Origin of the sequence: Paenibacillus glufosinatiresistens (assembly GCF_031470375.1) — a bacterium.
GTDB lineage: Bacteria > Bacillota > Bacilli > Paenibacillales > Paenibacillaceae > Paenibacillus_AQ > Paenibacillus_AQ glufosinatiresistens.
The window spans coordinates 97,395-124,363 of record NZ_JAVFHT010000008.1; the positions used below are offsets into that span (position 1 = coordinate 97,395).

The following is a 26,969-nucleotide window of genomic DNA, read 5'->3' on the forward strand; positions in this document are numbered from 1 at the left end:
GCATCATTAAAGGCATAAGTACGAGATGTGAAAGCGGGCATAACAACAATACACTATAGGCAAGCATATTACTTGTTGAACCACTTACATTATTAGCAATGATTAAAATAACGAACAGCACGATCGGAAGTATACAACACATCATCATCATCAGACGATGGGCTGGGCCTTTTTTATGATGATTGTTATGACTGTCATGCTGGTTATGGTTTCCGCAACAGCTCATGAAATAACCTCCTTAAACTTTAATCATATAGTCTATTAAATACTTACGCTCTGCCCAGGGATATCTGTCCTATGGTTTCTTTGCATCATTTCATCCATATTGGAATCCTGCATCATCTCATCCATTGTGGTACCTTCCATCATGTCCACCATATCCGGTTTTTTCATCATTTCACTCATGTCTTTATCTTCCATCATTTTTTCCATATCAAGTCCATTCATCATTTCGTCCATGCCTGGCTGCTTCATCATTTCAGACATATCGGTATTGCTCATCATATCCGTCATAACTTCATCGTTCATTGTATCGTTCATGTTCGCCATATGGTGAAAATACGTCTCCTGCTGAGCTACCTCTTGCTTGGAAGAAACATCCCCTTTGGAGATGTCGGAATCAACTCCTGTAGCGTATACTGCGGAACCGATTCCCAACGTCAATATAAAAGCACCCAAGCCAGTTAATAATTTCGTATTCATTTTTCTTTTCGCCTCCTGTAACTCCATGGTACAAGAGATCCTTGTGGAATTTATGTAGCATTTATGGGCTTTTAATGGAGAATACATTTTAATCCTTTCTCATATCACTGTTTGTAGGTAGAGGACACGCTTTACAAGTAGCTTATTCAACCAAACTCACATTAAAAGGAGGGATTAAAGTGTCATCCTTAGGACTTGCAGTTGTTTTTTATATCTTCATTTTGGTCTGGTCTTTTGTCATTATCCTGCGATTTAAGGCGACAGTTACAGAATCGATTCGAATGGTTTCGCCTATGGTAGTCGGGATGATTGTTGGTTTTGGAGGCGGTACTTTGAGCGGCCTCTATATTGCCGGCCCTGTTCAATCTTTGGTGTTAGGTGTCCTTCTAGGGATCTTTTCTGGAAGCATAATAGGAGGACTGATGGGTTTGGGGGCGTTCTTAAACGGAGCATCGTCTGGGATGATGGCCGGATTAATGGGGGTTATGCTGATACAAATGTTTCCTCAATCTGAATGGAAAGATGTTCTATTCTTTTTTATGGTCGTATCCGGATTCTTGCAATTTGCCCACACTTTATTGTTGCAGCGCTTATCTAGCGAGAACGTAATCGAAGGTACTTTTAAGGTCTTGAGTTCACCGCTATTCATGTTCCTCTTCATTTCAACAGTCCTTATGGTATATGTCACCGTTGCAAATCATAACGATCCTGAACAAGCGAAGCCGCTAGGTTTACAAAAAACGATTCAGAATACGAACCATACAAATCATTAATCTTTGAGGGTCGGGTTCAATGTTCACATAAGATAGCTACCAGACAGTTTTAAAGTGGTAATATGAAGAGTTGGCCTTATATAAAAAAAGCCACCATGACGTTCCCATGGTGGCAGATACAACTGTACTCCGTCATAACTGAAGAACACGGCAGAGCCGGTTTTAATCCATTCACCCCAGGCAAATGACTACTAGTTACTTGCGGAGCTATATCAATGATATCAACACTACCTATATGGTAGATCCAAAATAGCTATGCGATAAGCACAAAGGATGTTCTCTTCCACTCATGCACCTTACACCCTATGTACTGTCTCTTTCACCTGGTTCCTTGTGAAGAAATAAAGGAACACAGACAGAGAAATAACAAGAATACTCATACTCGTCCACTGACCTGCTGTCCAGCCTAACGCATAACGCGGTGAATCTCCACGCAGAAATTCCATAGAAAACCGGACCAGGGCATACATAATATTATAACTTAAAAATTGTCCACCTTTAGGCAACTTTATATTCTTCAAGACTAGAAGAATACCAAAGACGATTAAGTCAAGCTGACCTTCCCATATTTCAGCAGGCCATAACGGAACTGAACCATAGCGCTCGAAAGCTATAGTCCCTTCTGGATAAACAATTCCGAAGCCAGTCCCGGTCGGGGCCCCAAATGCATCTCCATTTAAAAAGCAGGCAATTCGGCCGACAGCTTGTCCAAATATGATTGCCGGCGCTAGAATATCCGCAAGTCCCCAAAAAGAAATCTTCTCTTTCCGCGCATAATAAGCTGCCGCAATAAAACCACCTATTAACGCTCCCTGGATTGAAATGCCACCATTCCAAATCGCGAATATTTCCCCCAAATGTTTTGAATAATAACCCCACTGAAAAAAGAATACATGCCATATTCTTGCGCCGATTATTGCACTAAATATTACGTAGAAGACTAGATTCAATAAATGTTTTTGATAGTTGGTCCCTCGAGCTAAATAATATGCAACACCTATCGCAAGTAGCACTGCCAACCCTACTATTACGCCATAGGATCTAATCGAAAGTCCTGCAACTTCGAATAAGATTACTCTCAAATCATTTCCTCCTTAGCCTCGTTATGGAGTAATACTGATACCATTCGGAGTCGCGCCTACGTTGATTGTTGTAATCACTTGATTTGTTTCATTATCGATCACTGTTACGGTGTTATCGAACATATTCGTCACAAAGATCTTGCTGCCATCCGGGCTGATGACTACACCATGCGCCCCTGTGCCTGTCTCAGTCGTTGCTGTTACTTGTTTTGTCACGAGATCAATTTTTGAAATGCTATGTGACGGATTTTCTTCTGTACCTTGGTTCGCTATTACGGCATATTTATTATCAGCAGAAATGTATACCTGAGCAGGGCCATTACCGACAGGCACTTTTGTAATGTTAGAAGAATCCAAATCTACTACAGCGGCTGCATTTTCTGCGTTTAATGGAACGACAAGGATTTTTCCATCACTCGTGATTCCCGTCGTTACAGGTGTATTACCTACACTGATTTTTTGTTTTTCATTCATAGCATCCAAGTCCAACACACTTACCGTGTCTTCGGCCATATTTGCTATATAGGCATATTTGCTGTCTGTGGATATTCTAAATCCATGCGGTCCCGTTCCGGTTGGAATGGAATTTACTATTTTTAAGGACTTGGCATCAATTACAGATGCATCGTTTCCTTCATTATTCGTAACCAATACATACTTCCCATCATTTGTGAACACAATATGAGCCGGATGAGCCCCGACCTCAACTTTTTGAATTAGTTCGTCTGATGATGTGCTAAAAAAATAAGCATACCCATTCATTTCATGTTCACTTTGCGCGTTCCCTGCTCCCTCTTCCATCTCCCCCATAGTAGGAACCACTGTAACTCCTACCGTTTTCCCATCGGGTGAAATTTGTACGTTATGAACCGAACCGTCAATATCGATCGACTTAATGACTTTGTATGTGTTTGCATCAATTTTAGTAATACTACCACCTTCATCAGCAGTATATAAAATCACTGGTGAGCTATTTTGGGAATTCGAGGTACCAGTAGTAGATTCAGCATTTGTTGCAGTAGTTGCAGATGGAGTCGCATCTGAATTATTCTTTTGCGCCGATCCACAGGCAGTAATGCTAACACTTAAAATGGCTACGGTGAGGACATTCATCCACTTTTTTCTCATATTGTTCATCTCCATGAAGTTTACTTGTTAAGACTTCCCTAAAAATATAGCTAAATGTACATGCCATTTCTCTAAGTGTTTTTAATTTTAACTATCATTTATGTGTTAAGTATGTGTTTTTTGTGGGAAAACATCTTAATTAACATTCCAAATATTACGCCTAAACAAGTCTTTGAATCCTGTGATAGGATGACGTCAGTTTCACAAAAAACAAACGAAGGGAAGTCTATCATGAAAAAGAATTTTTCCATTTTATTGCTTTCTACCTCTCTGGCAATCAGTATATTCGGAGTGCAATCGACGACGTCATCCGCAGCTAGTTATACTTCGCAAGAGTCTATAAGTACTGTAAGGAATAGTATCATCTCCAAAGGAATGACATACTTAGGTACCCCGTATGAATTTGGGTCCAGTAGAAGTAATACTAGAACCTTTGATTGCTCTGATTTCGTTAGACAAGCCTATCTTGAAGGGGCAGGAATCACTTTACCCTCTAATTCGAGAACTCAAGGTGCCTACATCAAGAGCAAAGGGTCTTATACAACAAATTGGAAAAGCCTAAAGCCTGGAGATATTATGTTCTTTATGTCTTACCGTGGAAATAAAGCTTCAGATTATCAAGGAATTAATAGAAATACAGCACGAATTACTCATAATGGAATCTATCTGGGAAACGGAAAAATCCTACAAACCTACTCTAAAAAATCGGGTGGAGTTCGAATCGATACGATTGAGGGTACTCAATGGGAAAAGCGCTTTCTTTTCGGAGGAAGTGTTTTAAAAAAGTAAGGCTACACTTACTTAAAGGTTGCCGTGCTATGATACAGCCAAAAAAATCAACTGATAGCTTCCAATTCGAAGGTATGTTGCTCTTTGATTGTAAAGAAATAGATTAGAGTTTTTTGATTTACGGAATATTAAATAAGAAGCAGCGTCAGAACAAGACTTGACAAATAAGGTCTTAGATTAGTGTGTTTCTGTTCAACTAACGTTTCCCGTTGGAGATTAATGAAGTATCTACAGTCTAGAACTTTATCTTCTTTTGACACATGTGTTATTTGATATTTATCAAATCGGCAATAGTACCAAGTTCTTGTCCATTTTCGGCAAAGGGACCAAGTTCTTGTCCTGCGGAAAGGACAAGAACTTGGTCTCTTAAATAACAAAACCCGCGCTTGGCGCGGGCTGTTATGGGACTATGTTCTTGTCCTCCTACATCCGTTGACAAAATTCTTCTTACATAAATGACAAGAATCTACCTACATAATAACCCTATCTTCTCATGAGTTCCAAAACAAAACAAAAAGCTGGAATTGGGTTGATTGCAAATTCCCGGCCAATACCAGCTTTTCACACAGATAGAACTTAACGCACTTTAATTTTTGGACAAACAAAGAAACCTTTCTTATATCCATGTGACTGGGTTCTGTGTTTTCAATTCCAATTCATCCTGTCACTGCTTGAAAATGATTCGAAGCTGATGTGCTTATTTAATCGAATCGGTAACTTCTCGCCATGAACTGAAGAAAGACAAATATATGTAGATTGAATGATATACGTTCTCTATTACGATACCTGTGTTTGGTCCAAAGCAGATTCCAATGTCTCTTCTATTCCCATCATCATTTTATAATGGGCATGATGATTGGTAACCACGAATATCTTTTCAAACACTCTTAAATACTTACTGACGGTATCCATAGGGTGCTCAATATACAAATCATCTCCTGCAAAGTGCGAACCGTCATTGGCCCAGGAAATCAAGGACTTGCATATGACTTTCTCTTCCTCCTCAAATTTCTCTATAATGTCCTGATCGCTGTAATTGCCGTAGATTTTAAAATAATTTTCAATGATTCTACGAATCAAATTCTGAACCGTGATGGATGAAGTATGATCGGCCGACTTTAATTCCTGCCACATTAACTCATACGAGCTTTTAATCGGGTTGCTGTTATAGCAAGTCGATTCGGTTATATCATTAAATTTCCGGATAATCCAAAACGTTTCGTCCGCCATTTTCGCGCCATTTTTGGGCCGATTTTTTGAGAACGTAATTTCCTTGTGAAAGTAGACATTATGCGTCAGAAGAAACAATTGAACGATATTACTTTCATTGTTGCGAACATCTTCAATAAGTTTGGATATCAGGTTGCTCACGATAAACAATACATTGCTGTCCAGGCTTGAAATAGGGTCATCAATAACGACAACTTTATTTTCAGTGATAAGATCACTGTTATTACTACCGTTCAATAAGTGCATAAAATATAGGAAGGTAACAAACGTTTTCTCGCCCTCACTTAACGTTTGATTCACATCCTGACCATTAGAACGAATAAGGCGATAATTCCCCTGGTTTTGTGTATGAGCAAATTTAAAGTTGGTAAAATGGTAAGCTCTTAATAACCGGTTCATTTCGTTAACAGAGGGGATCACACTTGTGATTTGTGCTTCTAGCCTGTGAATCTCCGCTTCAAGAGTGGTTTTTTCATTCCTTTTTTGAGTTAATGTGTTTGTCAGACTCTCGATGGCTCTCCCGGTGCTAAAATCTTTACGGACATATTTTTCATGATTCGGTTGATTCTCACTCAAGATAAAGTCCCAAATCTGTGCTTTTAGCATATTTTCTTCCGCCACTCGATTTTCAAGAAAAGCATTATGTTGTTTAACTTGTTGATTCGCTCGTTCAACTTCGTCATTTATTTCAGTTATAAAATTCAGAATGTTCAACAATTCTACCGGCTGACTTGGCTGATTTTGCTTTTGCTTTAACAAATCCAAATTATGTGCATGTTTCGAATGAATCAGTTCATGCTGTTGCCTAATAATACTAATATCCAGATATGTAGTTTGCTTTTTGTCCAATAATTGCAGTTGACTTTCCAATTGATCAAAGCCCCGTTTATAAAGGTCTACCGCATATTGAAGTTCTGTCATTTCTGTTTCATAATGTTCATTAAAATAATCATCGAGCTTTTGTTTATAGCCATCTGGAAGCTCTTGTTGGCAGAAGGGGCATATTCCATCGGTTCCAGCAATATGTCGGTGCCCTTGTTTCACCCAGTCACTGATAGCGAGCTTCGAGATGAGAACAGCGATATCCACTTCCTGTTTACCAAGAATGGGAGTGCGAAAAATCCGATGATTGCAAATCGCATGAAGTGAATCCATTTTGATCTTCTCAAACAGAGGCAATTTCTCAAAAGAACCTTTAAATAATTTCTGGGCTCGTTCTTGAAGATCCGAGAAGTCATATATAGTTGCGCCTGTCGATGTCTGCTTACATCTGTTCATAAATTTGCTTTTGTTGTTTCTATAACCTGAGAAAGCTTCCGTAAAGATTTCATCATATTTTTGCTTTAACTTCCAGCAATCATTAATAAACTCTTCCTCGCTTAGTCTAGCCTCTTCCTGTTTGTTGTATAAATTGGCACCTAACCTCCGGATCTCTTCAGTTAGCTTATCAACCAGTTCTTTCTTGTCTTGGATAGCCTGTTTGATCTCTGTGGATTCTCTTCCCAAAGTAAAAATACCTTTGATATCTGAGTCTTGGTGGAAATTCTCCTCAACAAACTTTTGGTTATACACCACTGTTTTTAACGGTTGGGAAACCCAATCTATTCTGCTATCAGGAAAAAGTTCATTATGTTTAAGAACATTAGATAAGGTCGATTTCCCACTGCCATTCGAGCCGTAAAAATAATTGACTTTCTTAAGGTCACTATAAAGTACACCCTCACTGCTATAGGTAGCCACATTTTTAACGGCGATCCCTCTAATCATACTTTAGTCCCCCTCGAAGTGCTTCCCCTATATTTTCCACTATCCAGCTGAAATTTATAGTACTATTATATCATTCATCCACCTTTTTCCTTCGGGAAATTACGTCAATTTCTGCAAGTCTCCTCTATTTATATAAAAGAAAGCAGGCAGCTGCTTTCTTTTATCATCGTTTACTTTGCTATTAACTCATCTCCGGTCACCCATTTATGATTTCTAACGGGCTCTCCACCTATTGTCGGGTTATAGTTAACACCATGTGTACTGTAATTTGCTCGCGCTGGTTACAGTAGCCCCCTTCATTCCAAGCAACGTCTGTTATCCATTGCCGGAATCCCTAGAGCCAGCTACTACAAGTGGCGAGTGAGTGAGTCAAGGCGCAAAGACGCTCCTGTACGAGATCACGAGATCAAAGAGCATATGCTAGCCATTCACATGGCCCATCCCTACTTCGGTTACCCCCGAATGAAAATAGCTTTGCGGGAGGCGGGGTATCTCGTCAATCATAAGAAAGTAGGGCGACTTATGAAAGAACTGGCGATTCTTTCGGTAATCCGGAAAAAGCGAAAACGCTCCGGCTATACTCCCTCTGTGGTGTATCCGAATCGGCTGCAGCGTCAGTTCCATGCACCAGGGCCACAGCAGAAGCTGGTGACTGACATTACGTATATCTCAGACGGTACACGTTTTTATTACCTGTCTGCCATTCAGGACCTGTTTAACAATGAGATTGTGGCCTGGCAGATCTCAGAGCGAAACGACGTAAAACTCGTTCTGGATACGGTTGAACAGTGGACACGAAAAAGAGACGTATCCAGGGCCGTGCTCCATTCGGATCAGGGCTTCCAGTATACATCTCAGGCGTACAACGCGCGACTTGAAGAATTCAGCGTCAAGGGCAGTCACTCTCGCAAAGCTACCTGCTTGGATAACGCGTGCATCGAATCCTTCTTTTCGCATCTCAAAACGGAAAAGTTGTACCTTAACCAGTGTAAGTCAGAAGGCGATATTCATCAAGCGGTGGAGGAGTATATCTACTTCTACAACTACCAGCGATTTCAGGCCAAACTAAAACAACGCGCACCGGTTGAATACCGGCACGCGTTGGCTGCTTAGCCTTTTTTACTTGTCTACTTGACAGGGGTATGACCACACATCAGGCTTTCGTCAAAAATATCGACTCCCAATAATTCTCTCTTTCCTTTCTCTCCTTTGCATCATATAGACCTTTCATAAAATCAAGCCCCCTTAGTGAAGCAGCAGATAACCTAGGAATACCAAGGCCAGCCCGAACCGATAGTAGGCAAACGGTGCAAGCTTCAGCTTATTAAGCAGTCTAAGGAAAGTCACAACAGCCAGCATGGCTACGATAAAGGCTACAACAAATCCGGTGAGAAAGAACCCGGCGTCGGCGGAATTCAAGGTGTTATAGCTCTTCAGTAACTCATAACCGCTTGCTGCTACCAGCATCGGAACAGCAATAAGAAAAGAGAAATTGGTCGAGGCTTTATAACTGGTACCCGTGAGTAGCCCGCCGGCAATGGTGGCTCCGGAACGCGAGAATCCCGGCCACAGAGACAAGCACTGGAACAATCCAATGTGGAAGGCTTGCTTATAAGAAATCTGATCGATGTTGTCCGCCCTTACCATCACCTGTTTCTTTTCACCATACAACATAAATCCCCCTCCCAGCACAAGTCCCGTCAATACGAAGTAGGGAGAAAATAAATAGCTTTTGATAAAACCATGAAAGATAAGTCCCAGGATCGACGCGGGCAGACAAGCAATCATAACATGGACAAGATTTAATTTCTGCTTAGCATTTGTATTTCCATTCTCCGGCTCCACCACGCCTATCCCCAGCAGGCTGAGCAGCCTCCGCCAGTAGATGACTGCTACTGCAAGAATCGCTCCAAGTTGAATGACGATCTCGAAAGTAGCGGCCTTTTCACCCGTAAATCCGAGCAATTCCCCGGACAAGACTTGATGTCCTGTAGAAGATACCGGGAGAAACTCCGTAATCCCCTCTACCATGCCCTGAATAATCGCAATCCAATAATCATTCATAGCTTAATCTGCTCCTCTCTGTCCTTCGCATGTTCGGTTTTGGTTAAATACAAGACCAGTCCCAGTATGATTATGAGGAAAACAGTGCTGGTGACGGTCGTTCCAAGCTCCAGTCCTCCCTCACTCCGGGGCTGTGACAAGTAATCGCCCAGCGACGCTCCCAAGGGGCGGGTCACTATATAGGCCATCCAAAACGCGGCCACTGCATTCAGCTTCAGCCGGAAGAATGCTAACGTAATCATGCCAATTATGACAGCAAAGATCACGGCCGAAACGAAGTATCCCAAGTTCAGGCTCTCAGCTAGAAGATCTCCGGCTGCAGTTCCCAAGGCAAATGTAAATAAAATTGTGAGCCAGTAGTAAACCTCTCGTTTTCTTGTGGTAATCGAATGGATGGATAGCGTCTTCTCGCTTCTATACCAAACGATGAAGGTCGCTGCCAGTGCCACAGAGAAACATAGGGTTGTTAATTCCAGGGAAACTCCGAGGTTATCCACGAGATTATCGGTAATTAGTGTCCCCACCACACTGATTAGCACGACAGTCAGCCAATACAGTGAAGGTATATATTTAGCCGAAGTGATCTGAAAGAACAGTCCGATAATAAGTAGAGCGGTAATCGCTACAGTTGTAATCGTAAGCCCCCAGTGAAGATTGAAATTCAAAAAGTCCGCTGCGGTTTCGCCCACCGTTGTAGCCATAACTTTAATGATCCAGAAAATAATCGTCACCTGGGGGACCTTGTTCCAGATTTCGCGGTCTTCCCTTAGCCTTGGGTTGGTACAGTTATGAAACATTTATTGACTCCCCTTTCCTATCAAACCTCTAGCCTTCTATTTGACTTTAGACTAACGGGTAAATCTAAAATGCCTGTGAACTGACCCTTAAATAATTCTTAACTTCTATTCGGGGAAAACTAAAAAGCCAAAGCGGCATCCGAAGATTAGCTTTGGCATTCGATGTTGTGCAGCTATAGTCCAGTTAGATGGCGTCACAGATGCTCTTGCCTCATCCATTCAGGACCGGAAGCGGTAACCTGCGCCCCACAGGGTTTCAATATACAGAGGATTGGCTGAATCCTCCTCTATTTTCTCACGGAGCTTACGAATATGGACAGTAACTGTCTGAGCATCGCCCAAAGAGTCTATCCCCCATAAACGCTCAAAAAGCTGGTCCTTGCTGAATACATAATTGGGATGCTGAGCCAAAAAATAGAGCAGATCGAATTCCTTCGTTGTCAGCGTGACCTCCTTATCCCTGACATAAGCACGGCGAGAGTCCGGGTTCAGTCTGATGTCTCTGACTTCTAATTCGCTCGTCGCGGTTCCGTTGCCCTTGAGACGGTCATAACGGGATAAGTGGGCTTTTACTCTGGCGACCAATTCAGCAGGTTTAAAAGGTTTGGTCAAATAGTCATCTGCACCAAGACCGAGACCGCGCACAATATCAATATCTTCTCTTCTGGCGGTGACCATAAGAATGGGGATGTCCAACTCGTTGCGGATTTTTTTGCACACTTCAAAGCCGCTCAGCTTGGGCAGCATAACATCAAGCACAATCAGTTCATATTTACCGCTGAGAGCCAGCTCCAGGCCTTGTTCGCCATTCACAGCGATTTCGGTATGAAAGCCGTTCATCTCGAGATAATCCCGTTGAAGCTCCGCAATTGAAGGCTCATCTTCCACAATTAGTATCGTTCGCTTCATCTTTCTGGCCTCCTTCTTCAACTGGCAGAACCATTCGAATCACTGTTCCTGCATTCTCCTGGCTGTCCGCATAAATTTCACCTCCGTGTTCACTGACGATCTGTTTGGCGATGGCAAGTCCCAGACCGCTCCCCCCTGTATTTGTATTTCTGGATTGCTCTGCCCGATAAAATCGTTCGAAAATATGCTCCGCAGCCTCCGGGGGAATCCCGGGTCCGTTATCCCCAATGGCGAGAGTGAAGTTGTGCCCCTCTACCCAGGTCTGTATGGTCATTCGCTTCTCCGGTTTATCCATATATTTCAGACTGTTCTGAATAATATTGCCGAGCACGCGTTTGAACGAATCGCGGTCTACAGCTACCCTTGCATGTTCAGCCCCATTCATGGAGATACTCAACTCCACACCCTGCTTCTCCAGCTCAACTTTCAATTCCTCGGCCCAATCGTTCAAGAAAGGCAGGATCAGAACGGATTCAAATGAAAAGGGATGCTTCTGCATATCCAGTTTCGAGTACAAAAACAATTCATCTATCAGGTGATCCAATTCACCCGCTTTGGCGGCAATCGTTCGCATATATTTCTCGTTTTTTTCAGGTGAATTTGCTACACCCTCAAGGATGCCGTCTACATAACCTTTAATAGCGGTAATAGGCGTCTTTAAGTCATGGGAAATATTCGTGATCAGTTCTTTACGGTTTATTTCATATTGCTGTTGGATTGCGATAGACTCCTGAAGTCTGGACCTCATCTCCTCGAAAGCCATTCCGAGTTGTCCTAATTCATCTCTGCCCTTAACCTCCACCTGAAAATCCAAATTTCCGTCTGTTACCCGTCTCGCAGCTTCACGTAATTGAAGCAACGGGCGAATGATTCTTCTCGACATATAGGTGGTCAGCAGGGTATGTGTCAGGAGCAGGACAATAACCGCGGACAGAAACAGGATTGGAAAAAAGGTCCGGATAAAATGAACCAAGGGATCAATTTTGCTGACCAGAAAAATACTCACCGGTTCTGAATGGCTGGATACCAAATCAAACTGGGCGACTTGATACCATTCATTGCTGTATTTGTGCTGGAAGGGTTCAGGAAAAGATCTGTCCTTTTTGAAGGCCGGCAGGGAGTCCATCAAACCTTGCTTGTGCAGAAGATCATCTGAGGCATACACGGTCTTATTCTCAGAACGGATATAGAGATAGGTATTTTTCTTAAGCATATCGAATGATAATTCGTCCAGAAATTCAGTGTCTTCAAGTAATTTTGTATTTTGCAAAAAAGTGTGTTTGATCAGATTACGGGTATCACGCTCCTCCATGCCTTCAAATTTAGTCTCATAGGCGTTCTTGAGGCTTTGCACATCTCCATGGTAGACAACCGTCAGCAGCAAGGACGTTAGCACAAGCAGAATCAGCGGAATCACCAGCATAGCCGCGTAAGACAACAGAAACTTCAACCGAATCGACATATCCGGTATACCACCCGCCTTTATATTCGCTCCAGAATGACGCATCAAACAACAAATCAATTTAAATAATGTAAGCCATAGCTGGTTATCGTACCCAGTATTACTCCTCCCAGGACTTCTACAGGCCGATGTCCAAGAAGCTCCTTCAGAGGGGCCTCCGGCGTCATGCCTTTAGTCATTTCGATTATCCGGTTGAGCAGAGCCGCATGGATTCCGGCATGACGCCGGATACCCGCTGCATCATACATAGTAATTGCGCATACGACAGCAGCAATCGCAAACAAAGAGGAATTAAACCCATCGACGATCCCTACGGATACCGCAAGAGATGAGGCCGCAGCAGAGTGAGAGCTGGGCATGCCTCCAGTGCTGAAGGCGAGTCCCGGATTCCATGATCTTTCAATGATCAGATTCAAAGGGACCTTGATCACTTGGGCTAGAATCATGGAGATAAAGGCCGCAAAAAGGGGATAATTATAAAAAGCATGCAATCCAATCAGCCTCCTGCTGTCAACTTGTTGGTTCATTTCAATGTAAGGCACATGTATAAACTAATGATGAAACCATTCTTAAGCATTTATTAATTCTGTATACGGGTTCTCCTCTTACTATATCTTAAGAATACTCGGGTATAGTGATAGTAAAAAATGTGGGGAGTCAGGCAATGACAACGTTCAAAGTCTCCAAATGGCTATACGTTCTTCTAATCATCGGGACCCTCCTGTTAATGATCCCTAAATTCTCTTATAATGACCCCGATACTTTCTGGCATATTAAGGTCGGCCAATATATGATCGATCACAGGCTGGTTCTGCATCATGCTATCTATACCTTCTCTGGAGACGATTTACCTTACATCCCTCATGAATTCGGATTTCAAATTCTTGTGGCAACGCTCTATAACATTTGGGGCTGGCCGGGAGTTTATATTTTGACGGCGGGCTGTCTTTTCTGTCTGATTCTCGGTCTGCTTCGGCTCGGCAAAGTATCACGTAAAGAGCTGGGGCTTGTGGAGGATCACTATCTCCTCCTTCCTTTTGCCCTGCTGATTTCCTGCTGGATTTACTACAATTATTTCAAAGGACGACCGCAGATGATCTCATCCTTTATGATTGTCTGGTTCTTCATATACTTAAGGGAGTACCAGTATTCGTCCAAAAGCAGGTACGCAGCAGCGATGATCCTACTTTCGATGGCGATTGCCAATTTTCACGCAGGGGTATGGCTGGTCATTGCTGTGTTTACAGGGATGGCGTTGCTGGAGTCCTTTATCCACAAAACCATGACGCTGCGTAAAGGGACTGTCTTTGCTCTGGTCTGGCTCATCGGCATGTTGAACCCCGGCGGAATAAGAAGTCTTTTGTATATCCTGACTGTAACGAAGAAGAACTTCAATCTCCTTATCAACGAATGGAAGCCAATCCAGTACGGTTCACTGGAGAATCTCCCTATTATGCTGTTGCTTCTGTTCTTTGCCTGCACCTTGCCGTTTGCATTGCGAGGTAAACCGTTCCGTTTCTTGTTTATGGCAGGGATTTTATATTTAGGCGTGTCCAACTTCAAGCAGAACTTGTTTATGTGGCTCTTCATCCCTTATTTTGCAGCAATCCTTTTTGAAGCCATCCCCGCCCATTTCCGCATGTCCGGTTGGGTATTCCGGCAGAGCCGGCTACGGCTGGTTCTTGCGGCAGGCTTACTTCTGAATAGTGTATCTATATTTTTAGTGCCGCCAATCATTGATGCCCGAAACTATCCGGTAGAAGAGATGGACTACATTTTACAACATTCCTCTGGAGGCATTCGGCCCAAGGTTCTCGCTCCTTACGGTTCATCCGGTTATGTCATGTTCCGCGGCGGAAATGTGTTGTGTGACGGAAGACAGGACCCCTTTATAACGAAGGCCTCTCTTGGCGTATTGGGCTGGACTGCATTTGAACGATCCATGTACGGATTTTCCGAATACCTTCCCGAGATTGTAGCTTATGATCATCCCGATTATGTCCTTGTAGGCAACGAAACTTCCGCGAAGTTATTTGCGGAATGGGTCAAAAAGTTCGGGCCGCCCGTCTTCAAAGGACAGTATGGAAGTGTATTTTATTTTCGGATGACATAACCTAAGCCTCGCATTGTTTTAATAACGCTAGGTTTTCCAGGTTCATCAATTTTACTCCTAAGGTAGCTGATATAGACATCAACTATCTTAATGTCAACGTCAGAATCATAGCCCCATACGGATTCCAGCAGCATTTCACGCATCATGACTCTGCCTGCATTTTTCATCAGAACGAAGAGGATTTCGAACTCGCGTTTGGTCAGGTTTATAGACCTGTCCTTGATCTTGAGCATTCGCCCCTTAATATCAAGTTCTAAATCATGATATACTAACAAATCCTCATCATTTAGAGTACCTGCGCGTCTCAGCAAAGACCTCATACGTGCCAGCAGCTCCTGAGTATGAACAGGCTTAGGAAGATAATCATCGGCTCCGCTATCCAAGCTGTCGATTTTATCTTCAAGGCTGGTTTCTGCTGTAAGGATGATGATGGGAGTTTGCTTGGTTGCCCTTATTTGACGACACAGCTCGATTCCGGTAAATCCGGGTGGCATAAAATCCAAGAGAATCAAATCCCATTGTTCTTCTTTGGCCAACTGTAAGCCGGTGCATTCGTCATGGGTTAGAGTGACGGCATACGCTTCATGAAGCAAATCCTTGCCTATTAATTGTTCTGTATTCTTCTCATTCTCGATGAATAGTATTTTATTCATCCTCATCAACATCCTTTCCGAACGTACGTTATCCTCACTGTCCAGGCAGCACGGTCAGTTTAAACGCTGTTTATTAAAAAATTCTTAACTGGATGTGGTACGCCAACGGACATTCGGGCCCACACAAGAACTTCGCCTCTTAAAAGAAAAACCCGCGCTGGGCGCGGGTTGATGAGATGGGGACTGACCCCATAACGTGAGACAAATCAAAACACCTTCAAGAGAATGGAACCTTGTCGTAAGATAGGGAGATAATCTTGGAGGTGTTTTTGCGTTGGCAACTAGAGTGAGTTACCCGGTAGAAATCAAGATGAAAGCCATTGAGATGAGGTTGGCAGGAGTTCCGGTCAGAGAGGTAATGGAGCAGCTCGGAATACGGAACGAGACACAGTTAAAGACATGGATGAGATGGTATCGAAAAGGCGAAGTGCATCGTTTGGAGCAGCCCGTGGGCAAACAGTACAGCTACGGAAAAGTTCCAGAACACTCTACGGAACTGGAAAGAGTAAAGGCGGAGAATCGTTTCTTAAAGCAGCAATTAGACGTGCTAAAAAAGTACAGGGAATTGGAAAGGAGGTGGAACCGCAAGTCGTCATTACCTGGATCGAGTCTATTCGAGAAGAAGTAACCGTGTTAGAGGCTTGCGCATGGCTTGGGATTGCAAGAGCCACCTACTACCGCTGGAAAGCCGCCGTAGAAACCAAGCGTTCAGAGGCTACGGTGGAGAAAATAAGGCAGCTTTGCGTACAGCATAAATTCCGATATGGGTACAGGAAAATCACCGCACTCCTTCGGGCAGAAGAGCCCATAAACCATAAACGAGTTCAACAGATTATGCAGCGTGAAGGGCTACAGTGCCGCGTAAGGATGAAGAAACGCAAGAACACGGGGCAGCCCGTACAACCAGCAGAGAATCTGCTAAAGCGGCAATTTCATGCAGAGGGTTGTCTACAAAAACTCGTCACGGACATTACCTATTTACCGTTTGGAGGCAAGATGTTGTATCTCTCGAGCATTCTGGACCTGTACAACGGGGAGATAGTGGCTTACAGTATAGCGGACAAGCAAGACACGTCTTTGGTTTTGGATACGCTGAATCAACTTCCAGAGCAGACAAACATGCTGCTTCATAGCGACCAGGGCAGTGTGTATACGTCACAGGCGTACCAGGCTGTAGTCAAAGGAAAAGGCATTACCATGAGCATGTCCCGCAAGGGAACGCCCGCTGATAATGCCCCCATTGAATCGTTTCATTCCACGCTAAAGTCTGAAACGTTCTACCTCGAAGATCTCATATGTACAACGACTGCAATCGTTGAACAGACCGTTCGAGACTACATCACCTACTATAACTCAATTCGGATTCAGGCGAAACTAAATAACCAGTCCCCGGTAGACTTCCGGCGACTGGCTGCTTAAACTTGCAAGGTGTTTTGATCCCTGTCTCACAAACGGGGGGCAGTCCCGATGGTGCTTATTCCGGTTCTTATGTCCGGTTATGGGTTCTTGTTTAATGATCTACTCCGTGACTGAGCGTACCGATTCCCTCGTTCGCTACAGAACTCTTGAGTGCATTTCCTCCGTCAGCGCTGACAACTGCAGCGTTAACACCCACCAATGCGACCACAACCAGAATGCACGAGAAAAATTTCTTCATAAAACGAACTCCTCCCTAGTCTCTAGTATTTGTTGCATCACTCCGAGGTACTTAGCTAGCTGCTCAGGTTTTGCCTGGTATCGCAGTGTCTCAAATAAAGCGGCTGCCTTGCGAAACCCCGTGTCATCTTTTAGTTTAACAGATGTTTCCAAAGTTCGTAGAAGAGTGTTTATAGAATCAGTGATATTTCCTTTCATAGCAAAGTATCTTGCTTGCAAGTAAATATAATCTATGTAGTACCGGATGTTCCGTTTCGTTTCGTAATACTCGCCCATACTCTCGATTTGATCCTTATATTCATTAAGGATGTCGTCAATCTCATATCCATTTTTTATCGCAGCTTCCAGGATGTAAATTAATCCCGGTAGTAACTCCTCCTCATTGTTTCGGAGGAACTCCACATACTGCGGGACAACTTCCAGTTTCCCCTCTGCCAGATCGACAACATAACGGTTCGCCTTGGCGATATTGCGATAATACTCCACCTCTGTCCAGCCCTCTGCGTCCATTCCGTTGACCCAGCCCAACTCCTCATATTTTTTGATACAATCGCGGGCTTCGGCGTGTCTCCCTAGCTTCTCTAGCGCGACTCCTTTCATACACATACTATAACCAAAATAATATACGATGTTGCGTGCAAGGCCGAAATTGCTTACCTTCTGTCCAATTGCGCGCTCACTCTGGTTGATCTCGTAAAATTGCAATATCTCGGAATAAAGTCTGTCGGAGATCTGGAGAATGCCCTCCCAATTTTCCAGCGTGAACGATGCCCGTATCATCAGAACCAGTGAATCAGCGTTGACTCTGTTTAAATCCAAATCCAAAACGATCCATCCTTTCACATGAAGTTACATGATATTCCACTTGATACAAATTTATGATTGTTCATGTCCACATTGTTTCGTATTCCGCCTATATCTGTATGTGAGAACGATCACGTTAATAGAGCATTTATATAAAAATGTAAAGTCCCAGAATCCAAAGAAGAGACTTGGATCAGAATCCAGTCTCTTCTTTCCTTTTATCCAAGACTTCCTGAAAGCGATCCGGATAATTCGTGTACACTCCGTCAGCGCCCCAATGAATGGCTTTTTCCATATTTCCTTGATAGTTAATTGTATAAATCATAACCTTAAGGCCTTTCTTCTTGGCTTGGTTCACAAAGGCCGCGTTTATTCCCTGGAAGTTCGGACTGACTCCAACGGCATAAGACTTGATTCTTTTGAAAGAGATATCCATGAATTGAGTGTAGGGAGAATCGCACCAGACAATTTGGTACAAGGGAATTTCCGGATTGATGTCATGGATTTTCTTCAGACTCTTCTCACTGAAGGATTGAACGGTTACCTTGTTCTCCAGATCATATCGCTCAATATACTGATTCAACAAAGATTCAATTCCCTTGTTATAGCTGGGATCCTTAATTTCAATCAAATAGTGAACTCTCCCTCCAAATTCCGCAAAGAGCTGATCCAATGTGGGGATTTGGAGGTTGGCGTAACGATCTCTTGCGAACATCGGATACTTGTCATTAAACCAGGAACCGGCGTCAAGCCTCTCGATCTGCTCCAAAGTCATATCGCGCACATTGCCCGTTCCATTGGTTGTTCGATCAACGGTTGGATCATGGATAATGACAGGAATTTTGTCTTTGGTAAGTTGAATGTCCAACTCCAGGTAGTCTGCATTCAATTCAAGGGCTAACTGAAAGGCAGGCATTGTATTCTCAGGGGCATATCCGGAAGCTCCCCGGTGAGCAACGGTAGATACGGAATCTGCCGGTCTTATCCAATCTGCCACTCTGATCCGTATGGAAGGAGAAAAGGCATAAAGAATCATTAGGCATGTGATCAGCAATAATGCGTGTATTCCGATAAAATACCATCGGTTGGTCTCCATCTTCTTCATGCGAACAACCTCGATTCTTGATCCTGTATCAGTCCTCCATGATGAGGGATTGGATACCCTTCTGTCAACCATTGCATTATTATACCCCAGGGGTCTGCTTCTCGATCTTAGGGGATAATGATACACAAAAACCCGCGCTATGCGCGGGTCTCTATGGAATTACTCTCCCCAAACTAACGATAAGAAGGGTCGTAAAGACTGCTGAGAGAAATATGTACTTCATCCTGCAGCACTCGTTCAAAGACGGCTTGCAACTGTATACCGTATTTTTCGTTCTGGTCCCGCTCTGCGTGTTGCCTAAGCGTTTCGTAAAACGCTACATTCTTCTTGAATGCCATATTATCATTGAATTTAACACTATAAGATAAGCTATCCAGGAGTACATCAAAAGCAGTATAATACTTCTTCGTCTTGAATTGGTAGAGCGAATAAAGATAAAAATACTCCGTGAAGTATCGGATGTTCACCGAATTCTCATGGCATAGCTTCTTCACTTGATCTAGTGCCTCTGCGAACTCCTCCAGAATCCCATCGATCTGAAAATTGTTCTTTAAAGCCGCCTCCAGAAGGGTTATGATTCCGGCCAGCAACTCCAGGATGTCTTCCTTATTGCGGGAAATATGATCGACATAGAGCGGCAGCACCTCTTCCCTGCCCTCCAACAAATCTAAGGTATACGTATTCCCGATGGCAAATGATTTGAAGTCATTAATAATCTTGTAATCAAAATCGCTTGACCGTTCCATCCACGACAAGTCTCTATACTTCTCGATACAGGCTCTGGACTCTTGATATCTCCCTAGCTTCTGTAATGCCAGCCCTTTCGTTAATTGACTGTATCCGAAATAATATAATAAAGGTTTTTCGGAGTAGTACAGAACCTTATCTCCTCGTTCCCTCTGCTGTTGATGATCGTGATAATTCACACAGGCTTCATCGTATAATTTATCGGCAATGGTGATCATCGGACGCCAATCCTCGTTGATGTAGGTTAATTTCAGCATACGTGTCAACGCGTCCAAGTCGTCAATGCTGCTCAAATCCAGACTGACCAAATTCCACACCCCCGAAACCCTATTCTGATCCAGATTATACCATAATAAGGAATTCGTCAAATGGAGTCTGAACTGCAGCCAATCGTCGAAATTGTCCGCTGTAAATTCCTGCGCGCATTACGCTTCCTCCAGGCCATCTCTTTATTCCTTGCTTCCTATGCGTCGTAGAACATCATTACAACCAGGATAATCAGCAGACTGCAAATTACTGTCATGGCGATAAACAGCGACCAGACGGGAATTGAGCGGGAATGGAAGATTCCGGCGTTGATCTCTCTCCGTCTCCGCTGAAAATCCAGCGTGGCCAGCAGCTGAATCAGCGCGCCGAGAAGAACGGCGCCCACGCCTCCGATGGAAGCGATCCAGTGGCCTACGGAAGCCAGGGCTTCGGTTCGAAAAGCGATTCCCGCGCTCAGGAATCCAAGGCCGATCACGGCTATGCTGGTCCGTACCCAGGCGAGGTACGTTCTCTCGTTGGCCAAGTGCTGCTGGGTGTATCTCTCTTCATGCAGGGGTTGATTCATATAGACCTCCTTGCGGCAGACTCGATCCGGCTCTTAAATATATACCCTCCCCGCTCCCAAAGGAACGGCCTTAAGAAACCCGTTAAGAAACTATAAGAACTTAGGTGTCTGCATTCAGATTGTCTTAATTTTGAAGAAACTCGCCGCTACCCTTAGAAAAACACCGATCCGATGAAGCCGGAACGGGTTTTATCGAGAGATTTTGCGGATTTCTGGGACAGCGCGCTTTAAAAGGCTTTAAATGCTTTTTACTTCCCTGCCGCTTCTCGGGTAAGATTCGGATAATCCAATTTCGGACGACAGGAGGCTGTAATCGGATGCCATTGACAAAAACCTATTATTTCGGAACTCTTCCCCGGATGCTGGACCCCGTGAGTCTGGAGGAGTCCAGCTTTGCAGCTCTGTGGTTCGAGGAGGAGGAGCAGCGCTTCATTGTTGGCTACGGCTTCGGCAGCCGACAGATCGACAAATTAAAGCAATTCATGGCGTTCACCGCCCACTTCACCTGCTGCGATGAGCGGATAACGACCGATATTTACCGCGAGATCCGTCAGATTCAGCAGGAGCACGATTGGACCGCCCACCGGCGTCTCCCGTTCCTCTCGGTATTTCGGGCACCCTGGAACCGGATGGAGCCTGGCTGGTATATCCTGAAATCACGCAGCGTCTATCCGCTGCATCTGTCCGTGGTGCGCCGGACCCCCTACAGTATATGGCTGGAGCATGTTTCGGTATGCGAGAGCGAAGCCGAGCTCAGAGCCTGTATAGAAAAAGCGGGACAAGCTCATAAGCTTGACCCGCTTCGGATGAGAATTGCGACCCAACAGATGAAAGGGATGCTGCCGCTCTAGTCGCTCTAGCCGCTCTAGATGGAGCGGGCGACTTCGTGGGCTTCGCTGACCGCGTTCAGCGCCCTGCGGGCCTTCAGGGCATCGCCGATCACATGGAACGGGATGCGGTGATCTTCACAATACGTGCGCACCGGACTGAAATCGCGCGACCGGGCTCCGATGGCGATGACGACCGCGTCGCATGGATACGTCGTAAGCGCCCCGCCTTCGGTCTCCAGCACCACGCCCTCCTCCTGAATCTCCAGGCAGCGGGTATGGGTCAGAATCCGGACACCGGAAGCATGCAGATTCTCCATCACGCAGATAGACCGGAGGTCTCCCAAGTCCTTGGCGACCTTCTCCTGCATTTCGACGACCGTAATCTCCGAAGCGCTGCCGTGAACATATTCCGCCACTTCCAGACCGACCAGACCGCCGCCGACAATGACAACCCGGCCCGATACCGGGACGCGGCCCGACAATACGTCATGCGAGTTGGTTACGAAGGAGAGTTCGTTGCCCGGAACGCGAAGCTCCATCGGAGCGGCGCCGATGGCCGAGATGACCTCGTCGGGCTGAAGCTCTTCCAGCAACTGCGGCGTGACCGGAGTATCCAGCCGGACTTCGACGCCTTCCCGGATGACCTGCTCGCCTCGGGAGAGGGCGGCTGCCTTCATTTCTTCCTTGCGCGGCGCTTCGCCGGCCAAGGCGAATTGCCCGCCCAGCGAGCCGGTCGCCTCGCAGACAATCGGTTCATGTCCGCGGCGCTTCAGCACCATAGCTGCTTCCAGACCGGCAATGCCGCCTCCTGCGATCAGGACCTTCTTCGGCTGCTCTGCCGCCTTCAGCCGGAATTCGGCCTCCCGGCCGAGCGCCGGGTTGCGCAGACACGTGATGAACGGAACTTCTGCGGAGACGAAGCCGTCATAGCAGCCCTGGTTGCAGGCTACGCACTGCACAATGTCATGACTGCGGCCCGTCAGGGCTTTCTCGCAAAAGTCGGGATCGGCCAGTTGCGCCCGGCCCATAACGACCAGGTCGGCCTTATCGGCGACCAGAATCTCTTCGGCCTGGTCCGGCGCATTGATGCGGCCGACGGCCACCGTGGCCATGCCGGTCTCCCGCCGGATGCGGGCGGCATTGTCTACATTGAATCCGCGGGGGAGGTCAATCGGCGGCACTTCGTATTTAATGGCCGCCGAAGAGAAGTTTCCGCGGGAGACGTCCAGGACGTCAACGCCGGCCGTACCGGCCATTTTGCAGAATTCAATGACTTCTTCGATCGTCAGGCCGCCCTCCAGATAATCGTCGTGCGCGTCGATCCGCATGAACAGCGGCATCTCTTCCGGCACATTGTTGCGGATGGCTTCAATGCATTCCAGAAGGAACCGGGCCCGGTTCTCCAGACTTCCGCCGTACTCGTCGGTTCTGCGGTTAAAATACGGGCTCAGGAAGGAATGCGGCGTATAATTATGGCCTGCGTGGAACTCGAGAGTATCATAACCGGCCTCTACAGCGCGCCGGGCGGCCTCGCCGAAAGCCTGCGCCGCTTCACGCAGCGTCTCCCGGGTGGCGGCCGGCAGCACAACATCGGTTCCCTTCACGGGTACAGGGCTTGGGATAATCATAGCGGCGTCCGGATCGCTGCCGACCGCCATACCGCCCAGCCAGAGCTGAATGCCCGCCTTGCCGCCGGCCGCATGGACCGCATCGGCCAGACGCTTCAATTCGGGGATATAGCGATCATCGGAAATGGCAAGAAAATTCCGGGGCGAGGCCGGGCCATACACCGAACAGACTTCAACGAAGTTCAGTCCGCAGCCGCCCTCCGCCCGGGCCACATGGTAATCAATCAGCTGCTGGGTGACGAACCGGTCCTCCGTCCCCATTTTGGTACCCATGGCCGGGAATACCACCCGGTTCTTAAGTTCGAGTCCCCGGATGCGAATCGGGCTAAAAAGCGTTTCATATGCCATTTCAAATGCTCCCCTGCGGTTTTTTACAGACCGGTAAGTGATTCATTTCACATAGATTCAAAGAAGAAAGGCCTGTAACTCTACTATAAAAGAGAAATGAAACTGATACAATACGTTTCAAACAAAGTGTTTGAATTTTCTGCGAACCTCATCCCCGGCTAGACCGCCTTCAAGGAATCCAGGAGCAGACGGAGATACTTCAGACGTCCTTCCCTGTCTTCCAGCAAGTCTTGGATAGAGGGCGCCATTTCTTCGGATTCGGCAGGGTAATTCACCGAAGAAGTGAAGATGACATACTTAAATTGCAGCGCCATCTCGTCTCCGGGTGCGATTCGCCCGAGCGCCTGCTGCAGCAGCAGACCAATCTCTTCCGACAGACTCACAATGGTTGCCGAAGCTTCGTCGGAAGCGGCAGCAGTAAGGGAATGTGTGTGGATCACCATATTCCCGGGGAACCGGAGCGCATATTCCATAATTTCATTGGCCGCCAGCAGGAGCCTCTCCTCGTCTTCCAGCGTCCGGTCCTTCAGAATGTCCAGCACCGCCTGCGTGTTGCCGATGTAGAATTCCTTCACGAGCCGAAGCATTTCCTCTTTGGTCCGGAAGTAGTAATTAATCGCGCTTACGTTGACTCCGGCTTCCTTGGCAATGGCCCGGATGGAAATGTCGCATCGCTTGTTCTTCCCCATCAAATACAGCGCACGGTCCAGAATCCGCTCCTCTACGTTCTTCATCTCTCTCATCTTCTGCTGCTCCTTCTCCCTGCTTTCTTCATGTCTTACATTATAGGATCCTATCCTTCCGGCCTGCAACACAGCCTTCACAGCTTGCGCATATACCAGGCATCGCAGGCAAAATGCTCCGACCCGGCCAGCGGGGCCGGGAGCGGACGGAAGCCGTGCTTGAGATAGAAGCGGTTCGCCGCTTCCATTGTCTGAAGCGTCTCCAGGTAGCAGGACTGGTAATGCCGCTCGGCGAACTCCAGCGCGGTCCGAAGGAGAATCGCCGCCGCACCCGTCCCTCTCGCCTCGGGAAGCAGATACATCTTCTGAAGCTCGCAGACGCCTTGCTCCGGAGAGCCGAATTCGGCGATGCCGCAGCCGCCCAGCATACGGCCGGTGCTGCTGAAGGCGACCCAGTAAGCCCGTCCCTCCGCTTCATAATAATCCGATAAGCGGTTTAAGCTCTCGTCCTGCCAGGCCAGTCCTTCCCGGTTGCCTCCGAACTCAATCAGGCACTGGCGGATAATCGTTTCGATACCGGGGTTGTCTGCCGGTGTAATCGTCCGTATCATGGTGTTTCCCTCCCCATATAAATAGGCGGCCGCTCCTTCTGCGAGAGAAGGAACAGCCGCCAGCATACCGCTCTAATCCTGCCCAATGAACGCCCGGGTCCGCTCCGTCTGCGGGCTTCCGAAGATCTCTTCCGGGGTTCCCGATTCGGCGATTTCCCCCCGGTCCATGAAGAAGATCCGGTCCGCCACATCCCGGGCAAACGCCATTTCATGCGTCACAATCAGCATGGTCATGTTCTCCTCGGCAAGCTGCCGGATGACCCGCAGCACCTCGCCGGTCAGCTCCGGGTCCAGTGCCGAGGTCGGTTCGTCGAACAGCAGAATCTCGGGCTGCAGCATCAGCGCTCTGGCAATGGCCACCCGCTGCTTCTGGCCGCCCGAGAGCATGGACGGGTACGAGTCTGCTTTGTCCGCCAGCCCTACCTTGGCAAGCAGCTCGAGGCTTCGCGCCCGGATGGCTTCGTCGCTGCCGCGATTCAGCGTGCGCGGAGCCAGCTCCAGATTGCCTCGGACGGTAAGGTGCGGGAACAGATTGAAATGCTGAAAGACCATTCCCATGCTTGCGGTCAGTTCCCGGATCTGATGCTTCTCCGCATAGCCGCCCTTCTCGACCAGCGGCTTGCCGTGAATCCGGATCGTTCCGCCGTTCACTTCCTCCAGATGAATCAGGCTTCGCAGCATGGTGCTCTTGCCCGACCCGGAGGGCCCGATGACCGCGATGACTTCGCCCGGATTCACCTCAAAGGTAATCTCTTTCAGGACTTCCAGAGCGCCGAATGACTTTTGCAGTTGTTCCACTTCAATTATGCTTCCCATACGCGGCCATTCCTTCTATTCATATTTAAACCGCCGTTCGAGTCCCTTGAACAGCAGGGTCAGGACGAGGGTCATCAGCAGATAAATAACGCCTGCGACGACGAACGGCGTCACCGTGAAGTCCCGGTTCACGGCGGTCTTGGCATAGTTCAGCAGCTCCGGAACCGCAACGGCGTACAGCAGCGCCGTGTCCTTGACCAGCGTGATCGACTCGTTGGCGACCGCCGGCAGCGCAACGCGGAACATCTGGGCCAGGACGACCTTGCGCAGTGTCTGCCACCGGTTCAGACCCAGCACCTGCGCCGCCTCGTATTGGCCTTTGTCGATGGAGAGCAGGCCGCCGCGGAAGATCTCCGCGAAATAGGCGCCATAGTTCAGAATGAAGCCCAGACTGGCCGCCACGAACCGGTCCAGCACCAGATGCGGGCCGATGACCGGAATCTGCGGCAGTCCGAAGCAGAAGAACAGAAGCTGGAGCAGCAGCGGCGTGCCGCGCATGACATAGATGTACGTATGGGCGATCCAGGCCAGAGGCTTGACCGCGCTGCGGGCCATCAGGGTGACCAGCATTCCGAGCGGGATCGACAGGACGATTACGATCAGAAAGAGCAGGATCGTCGTCCGGGCGCCTTCCAGCATCGGACCGGAGATTTGGATAATATAGTCCAGATTCATGTCTTCAACCGACTCCCAAGTCTAGCAATGTCTTCGTTATTTCAGTACCTTATTCTCTCCGAACCACTTCGTGGAGATTTCATCGGCGGTTCCGTCGCTGCTTAGCTCGTCCAGCGCCTTCTGCAGATCTTCGAGCAGCTCGTCGTTGCCCTTCTTGATGCCGACGCCGTACTGTTCGGGAGCGAGCGACTCATCCAGCACCTTGAACGTGCCCGGTTCTTTGGACATGTAGTAATCGGCTACGACCTCGTCGATAATCACTGCGTCCAGACGCTTGGATTTCAGATCCGTCAGGGCCAGAACGTTGTCCGGGAACTCCGAGACCTTCCCGACTTCGGACTTGATCGGACTGGCCTCCAGCGCGTCTGATGCCGACGAGAGGCTCTGCAGCCCGATTTCCTTGCCGGCGAGATCGGACAGCTTGGCAAGCGGCGAATCCGCCAGCACGACGGCGACCTGGCTGTTCTCCAGATAAGGCTTCGTGAAGAGCACTTTCTCCTTGCGTTCGTCCGTAATCGTATAGCCATTCCAGATCATGTCGATTCGGCCGCTGTTAAGCTCCGACTCCTTGGCGGACCAGTCAATCGGCTGGAAGGTCACGTCACGGCCCATCTTCTCTGCTGCCGCCTTGGCATAGTCAATATCAAAGCCGACGATGTCGTTGTTGTCGTCCCGGAAGCCCATCGGCGCGAACTTGTCGTCAATGCCGATGATGAGCTTGCCCTCCCCGTTCTCCGAGCCCGAACATCCCGACAGCAGCGTCAT

The 26,969-nt window shown here is 46.9% G+C and carries 27 protein-coding genes; 6 read left to right on the forward strand and 21 right to left on the reverse strand.

What is annotated here, in order from left to right:
- Positions 1 to 261 precede the first annotated feature (261 nt).
- Positions 262 to 702, reverse strand: a complete 441-nt coding sequence (locus RBI05_RS11095; protein WP_310551151.1) for a hypothetical protein — start codon at positions 700 to 702, stop codon at positions 262 to 264.
- A gap of 179 nt (positions 703 to 881) precedes the next feature.
- Between RBI05_RS11095 and RBI05_RS11100 the strand changes: the two genes are divergently transcribed.
- Positions 882 to 1,475, forward strand: coding sequence for a hypothetical protein (locus tag RBI05_RS11100; RefSeq protein ID WP_068724079.1), 594 nt, complete (start codon positions 882 to 884; stop codon positions 1,473 to 1,475).
- A 296-nt stretch (positions 1,476 to 1,771) separates the two neighbouring features.
- Here RBI05_RS11100 and lgt read toward each other — a convergent pair whose 3' ends face one another.
- Positions 1,772 to 2,557, reverse strand: coding sequence for a prolipoprotein diacylglyceryl transferase (lgt, locus tag RBI05_RS11105; protein WP_310551152.1), 786 nt, complete (start codon positions 2,555 to 2,557; stop codon positions 1,772 to 1,774).
- A 21-nt stretch (positions 2,558 to 2,578) separates the two neighbouring features.
- Positions 2,579 to 3,685 carry a YVTN family beta-propeller repeat protein gene (locus tag RBI05_RS11110; protein WP_310551153.1) on the reverse strand — a complete coding sequence of 369 codons (1,107 nt, stop codon included), beginning with the start codon at positions 3,683 to 3,685 and terminating at the stop codon, positions 2,579 to 2,581.
- Positions 3,686 to 3,916: 231 nt separating this feature from the next.
- Here RBI05_RS11110 and RBI05_RS11115 point away from each other — a divergent pair, with 231 nt between their 5' ends.
- Positions 3,917 to 4,474 (forward strand): C40 family peptidase, encoded by a 558-nt coding sequence (locus tag RBI05_RS11115; protein ID WP_223879977.1) that lies wholly within the window; start codon positions 3,917 to 3,919, stop codon positions 4,472 to 4,474.
- Positions 4,475 to 5,251: 777 nt separating this feature from the next.
- Here RBI05_RS11115 and RBI05_RS11120 read toward each other — a convergent pair.
- Together RBI05_RS11120 and RBI05_RS11125 are read right to left on the reverse strand one after the other, a co-directional pair.
- Complete coding sequence (locus tag RBI05_RS11120) at positions 5,252 to 7,471, reverse strand: AAA family ATPase (RefSeq protein WP_310551154.1); 2,220 nt, start codon at positions 7,469 to 7,471, stop codon at positions 5,252 to 5,254.
- Positions 7,472 to 7,641: 170 nt separating this feature from the next.
- Positions 7,642 to 7,704 carry a hypothetical protein gene (locus tag RBI05_RS11125; RefSeq protein WP_310551190.1) on the reverse strand — a complete coding sequence of 21 codons (63 nt, stop codon included), beginning with the start codon at positions 7,702 to 7,704 and terminating at the stop codon, positions 7,642 to 7,644.
- Between the two features lie 97 nt (positions 7,705 to 7,801).
- Between RBI05_RS11125 and RBI05_RS11130 the strand changes: the two genes are divergently transcribed.
- Positions 7,802 to 8,584, forward strand: a complete 783-nt coding sequence (locus tag RBI05_RS11130) for an IS3 family transposase (protein WP_310551191.1) — start codon at positions 7,802 to 7,804, stop codon at positions 8,582 to 8,584.
- A 132-nt stretch (positions 8,585 to 8,716) separates the two neighbouring features.
- On the opposite strand, the gene RBI05_RS11135 is transcribed toward RBI05_RS11130, so the two are convergent.
- From RBI05_RS11135 to RBI05_RS11155, 5 genes are all read right to left on the reverse strand, one after another.
- Positions 8,717 to 9,535: an undecaprenyl-diphosphate phosphatase gene (locus RBI05_RS11135; RefSeq protein ID WP_310551155.1), complete on the reverse strand. Its 819-nt coding sequence runs from the start codon at positions 9,533 to 9,535 to the stop codon at positions 8,717 to 8,719.
- Positions 9,532 to 10,332: a COG4705 family protein gene (locus RBI05_RS11140; protein WP_310551156.1), complete on the reverse strand. Its 801-nt coding sequence runs from the start codon at positions 10,330 to 10,332 to the stop codon at positions 9,532 to 9,534. Before RBI05_RS11140 ends, RBI05_RS11135 begins: the two co-directional genes overlap by 4 nt.
- A 219-nt stretch (positions 10,333 to 10,551) precedes the next feature.
- Complete coding sequence (locus RBI05_RS11145; RefSeq protein ID WP_310551157.1) at positions 10,552 to 11,241, reverse strand: response regulator transcription factor; 690 nt, start codon at positions 11,239 to 11,241, stop codon at positions 10,552 to 10,554.
- On the reverse strand, positions 11,210 to 12,703 hold the full coding sequence (locus tag RBI05_RS11150; protein WP_310551158.1) for a sensor histidine kinase: 1,494 nt from the start codon (positions 12,701 to 12,703) through the stop codon (positions 11,210 to 11,212). The genes RBI05_RS11145 and RBI05_RS11150 overlap by 32 nt, the downstream gene beginning before the upstream one ends.
- Before the next feature lie 56 nt (positions 12,704 to 12,759).
- A complete protein-coding gene (locus tag RBI05_RS11155) occupies positions 12,760 to 13,194 on the reverse strand; it encodes a divergent PAP2 family protein (RefSeq protein ID WP_310551159.1) in 435 nt (144 codons plus the stop codon).
- Between the two features lie 173 nt (positions 13,195 to 13,367).
- On the opposite strand from RBI05_RS11155, the gene RBI05_RS11160 reads away from it, so the two are divergent.
- Positions 13,368 to 14,816 (forward strand): hypothetical protein, encoded by a 1,449-nt coding sequence (locus tag RBI05_RS11160; protein WP_310551160.1) that lies wholly within the window; start codon positions 13,368 to 13,370, stop codon positions 14,814 to 14,816.
- Here RBI05_RS11160 and RBI05_RS11165 read toward each other — a convergent pair.
- Positions 14,798 to 15,469: a response regulator transcription factor gene (locus tag RBI05_RS11165; RefSeq protein ID WP_310551161.1), complete on the reverse strand. Its 672-nt coding sequence runs from the start codon at positions 15,467 to 15,469 to the stop codon at positions 14,798 to 14,800. The two genes, RBI05_RS11160 and RBI05_RS11165, sit on opposite strands and share 19 nt — an antisense overlap.
- Positions 15,470 to 15,743: 274 nt before the next feature.
- On the opposite strand from RBI05_RS11165, the gene RBI05_RS11170 reads away from it, so the two are divergent.
- A protein-coding gene (locus RBI05_RS11170; protein ID WP_310551162.1) for an IS3 family transposase occupies positions 15,744 to 16,888 on the forward strand; the annotation gives its coding sequence in 2 pieces (ribosomal slippage) (positions 15,744 to 16,017 and positions 16,017 to 16,888; 1,146 coding nt in all).
- A gap of 234 nt (positions 16,889 to 17,122) precedes the next feature.
- Here RBI05_RS11170 and RBI05_RS11175 read toward each other — a convergent pair.
- The 4 genes from RBI05_RS11175 to RBI05_RS11190 all read right to left on the reverse strand — a co-directional run bounded on the left by RBI05_RS11175 (position 17,123) and on the right by RBI05_RS11190 (position 20,613).
- Positions 17,123 to 17,950, reverse strand: a complete 828-nt coding sequence (locus RBI05_RS11175; RefSeq protein ID WP_310551163.1) for a DNA-binding protein — start codon at positions 17,948 to 17,950, stop codon at positions 17,123 to 17,125.
- Positions 17,951 to 18,122: 172 nt separating this feature from the next.
- Positions 18,123 to 19,034, reverse strand: a complete 912-nt coding sequence (locus RBI05_RS11180) for a glycerophosphodiester phosphodiesterase (protein WP_310551164.1) — start codon at positions 19,032 to 19,034, stop codon at positions 18,123 to 18,125.
- A 173-nt stretch (positions 19,035 to 19,207) separates the two neighbouring features.
- Entirely contained in the window at positions 19,208 to 20,089 is an 882-nt protein-coding gene (locus tag RBI05_RS11185) for a hypothetical protein (protein WP_310551165.1), read from the reverse strand.
- A 155-nt stretch (positions 20,090 to 20,244) separates the two neighbouring features.
- Positions 20,245 to 20,613: a YidH family protein gene (locus tag RBI05_RS11190; protein WP_310551166.1), complete on the reverse strand. Its 369-nt coding sequence runs from the start codon at positions 20,611 to 20,613 to the stop codon at positions 20,245 to 20,247.
- A 317-nt stretch (positions 20,614 to 20,930) separates the two neighbouring features.
- Here RBI05_RS11190 and RBI05_RS11195 point away from each other — a divergent pair, with 317 nt between their 5' ends.
- Positions 20,931 to 21,464: a hypothetical protein gene (locus tag RBI05_RS11195; RefSeq protein WP_150458557.1), complete on the forward strand. Its 534-nt coding sequence runs from the start codon at positions 20,931 to 20,933 to the stop codon at positions 21,462 to 21,464.
- A gap of 14 nt (positions 21,465 to 21,478) precedes the next feature.
- Here RBI05_RS11195 and baiCD read toward each other — a convergent pair whose 3' ends face one another.
- The 6 genes from baiCD to RBI05_RS11225 form a co-directional block, all read right to left on the reverse strand.
- Positions 21,479 to 23,419, reverse strand: a complete 1,941-nt coding sequence (gene baiCD / locus RBI05_RS11200) for a bile acid Fe-S flavoenzyme BaiCD (protein WP_310551167.1) — start codon at positions 23,417 to 23,419, stop codon at positions 21,479 to 21,481.
- A gap of 158 nt (positions 23,420 to 23,577) precedes the next feature.
- Positions 23,578 to 24,162 carry a TetR/AcrR family transcriptional regulator gene (locus tag RBI05_RS11205; RefSeq protein ID WP_310551168.1) on the reverse strand — a complete coding sequence of 195 codons (585 nt, stop codon included), beginning with the start codon at positions 24,160 to 24,162 and terminating at the stop codon, positions 23,578 to 23,580.
- A gap of 77 nt (positions 24,163 to 24,239) precedes the next feature.
- Entirely contained in the window at positions 24,240 to 24,713 is a 474-nt protein-coding gene (locus tag RBI05_RS11210; protein ID WP_310551169.1) for a GNAT family N-acetyltransferase, read from the reverse strand.
- 72 nt (positions 24,714 to 24,785) lie between these two features.
- The gene (locus RBI05_RS11215) at positions 24,786 to 25,529 is read right to left on the reverse strand and encodes an amino acid ABC transporter ATP-binding protein (protein ID WP_150458561.1); all 744 of its coding nucleotides are present in this window, start codon (positions 25,527 to 25,529) and stop codon (positions 24,786 to 24,788) included.
- A 15-nt stretch (positions 25,530 to 25,544) separates the two neighbouring features.
- Entirely contained in the window at positions 25,545 to 26,204 is a 660-nt protein-coding gene (locus RBI05_RS11220) for an amino acid ABC transporter permease (RefSeq protein WP_150458562.1), read from the reverse strand.
- A 36-nt stretch (positions 26,205 to 26,240) separates the two neighbouring features.
- Complete coding sequence (locus RBI05_RS11225) at positions 26,241 to 26,969, reverse strand: amino acid ABC transporter substrate-binding protein (protein ID WP_408638326.1); 729 nt, start codon at positions 26,967 to 26,969, stop codon at positions 26,241 to 26,243.

Coding starts and splice junctions, on each gene's coding strand:
- RBI05_RS11215 (WP_150458561.1), bottom strand. CDS start 25,529: ATGGGAAGCATAATTGAAGTGGAACAACTGCAAAAGTCATTCGGCGCT.
- RBI05_RS11195 (WP_150458557.1), top strand. CDS start 20,931: ATGCCATTGACAAAAACCTATTATTTCGGAACTCTTCCCCGGATGCTG.
- RBI05_RS11115 (WP_223879977.1), top strand. CDS start 3,917: ATGAAAAAGAATTTTTCCATTTTATTGCTTTCTACCTCTCTGGCAATC.
- RBI05_RS11165 (WP_310551161.1), bottom strand. CDS start 15,469: ATGAATAAAATACTATTCATCGAGAATGAGAAGAATACAGAACAATTA.
- RBI05_RS11190 (WP_310551166.1), bottom strand. CDS start 20,613: ATGAATCAACCCCTGCATGAAGAGAGATACACCCAGCAGCACTTGGCC.
- RBI05_RS11145 (WP_310551157.1), bottom strand. CDS start 11,241: ATGAAGCGAACGATACTAATTGTGGAAGATGAGCCTTCAATTGCGGAG.
- RBI05_RS11135 (WP_310551155.1), bottom strand. CDS start 9,535: ATGAATGATTATTGGATTGCGATTATTCAGGGCATGGTAGAGGGGATT.
- RBI05_RS11180 (WP_310551164.1), bottom strand. CDS start 19,034: ATGAAGAAGATGGAGACCAACCGATGGTATTTTATCGGAATACACGCA.
- RBI05_RS11220 (WP_150458562.1), bottom strand. CDS start 26,204: ATGAATCTGGACTATATTATCCAAATCTCCGGTCCGATGCTGGAAGGC.
- RBI05_RS11210 (WP_310551169.1), bottom strand. CDS start 24,713: ATGATACGGACGATTACACCGGCAGACAACCCCGGTATCGAAACGATT.
- RBI05_RS11160 (WP_310551160.1), top strand. CDS start 13,368: ATGACAACGTTCAAAGTCTCCAAATGGCTATACGTTCTTCTAATCATC.
- RBI05_RS11140 (WP_310551156.1), bottom strand. CDS start 10,332: ATGTTTCATAACTGTACCAACCCAAGGCTAAGGGAAGACCGCGAAATC.
- RBI05_RS11095 (WP_310551151.1), bottom strand. CDS start 702: ATGAATACGAAATTATTAACTGGCTTGGGTGCTTTTATATTGACGTTG.
- baiCD (WP_310551167.1), bottom strand. CDS start 23,419: ATGGCATATGAAACGCTTTTTAGCCCGATTCGCATCCGGGGACTCGAA.
- RBI05_RS11110 (WP_310551153.1), bottom strand. CDS start 3,685: ATGAGAAAAAAGTGGATGAATGTCCTCACCGTAGCCATTTTAAGTGTT.
- RBI05_RS11205 (WP_310551168.1), bottom strand. CDS start 24,162: ATGAGAGAGATGAAGAACGTAGAGGAGCGGATTCTGGACCGTGCGCTG.
- RBI05_RS11150 (WP_310551158.1), bottom strand. CDS start 12,703: ATGTCGATTCGGTTGAAGTTTCTGTTGTCTTACGCGGCTATGCTGGTG.
- RBI05_RS11225 (WP_408638326.1), bottom strand. CDS start 26,969: ATGACGCTGCTGTCGGGATGTTCGGGCTCGGAGAACGGGGAGGGCAAG.
- RBI05_RS11120 (WP_310551154.1), bottom strand. CDS start 7,471: ATGATTAGAGGGATCGCCGTTAAAAATGTGGCTACCTATAGCAGTGAG.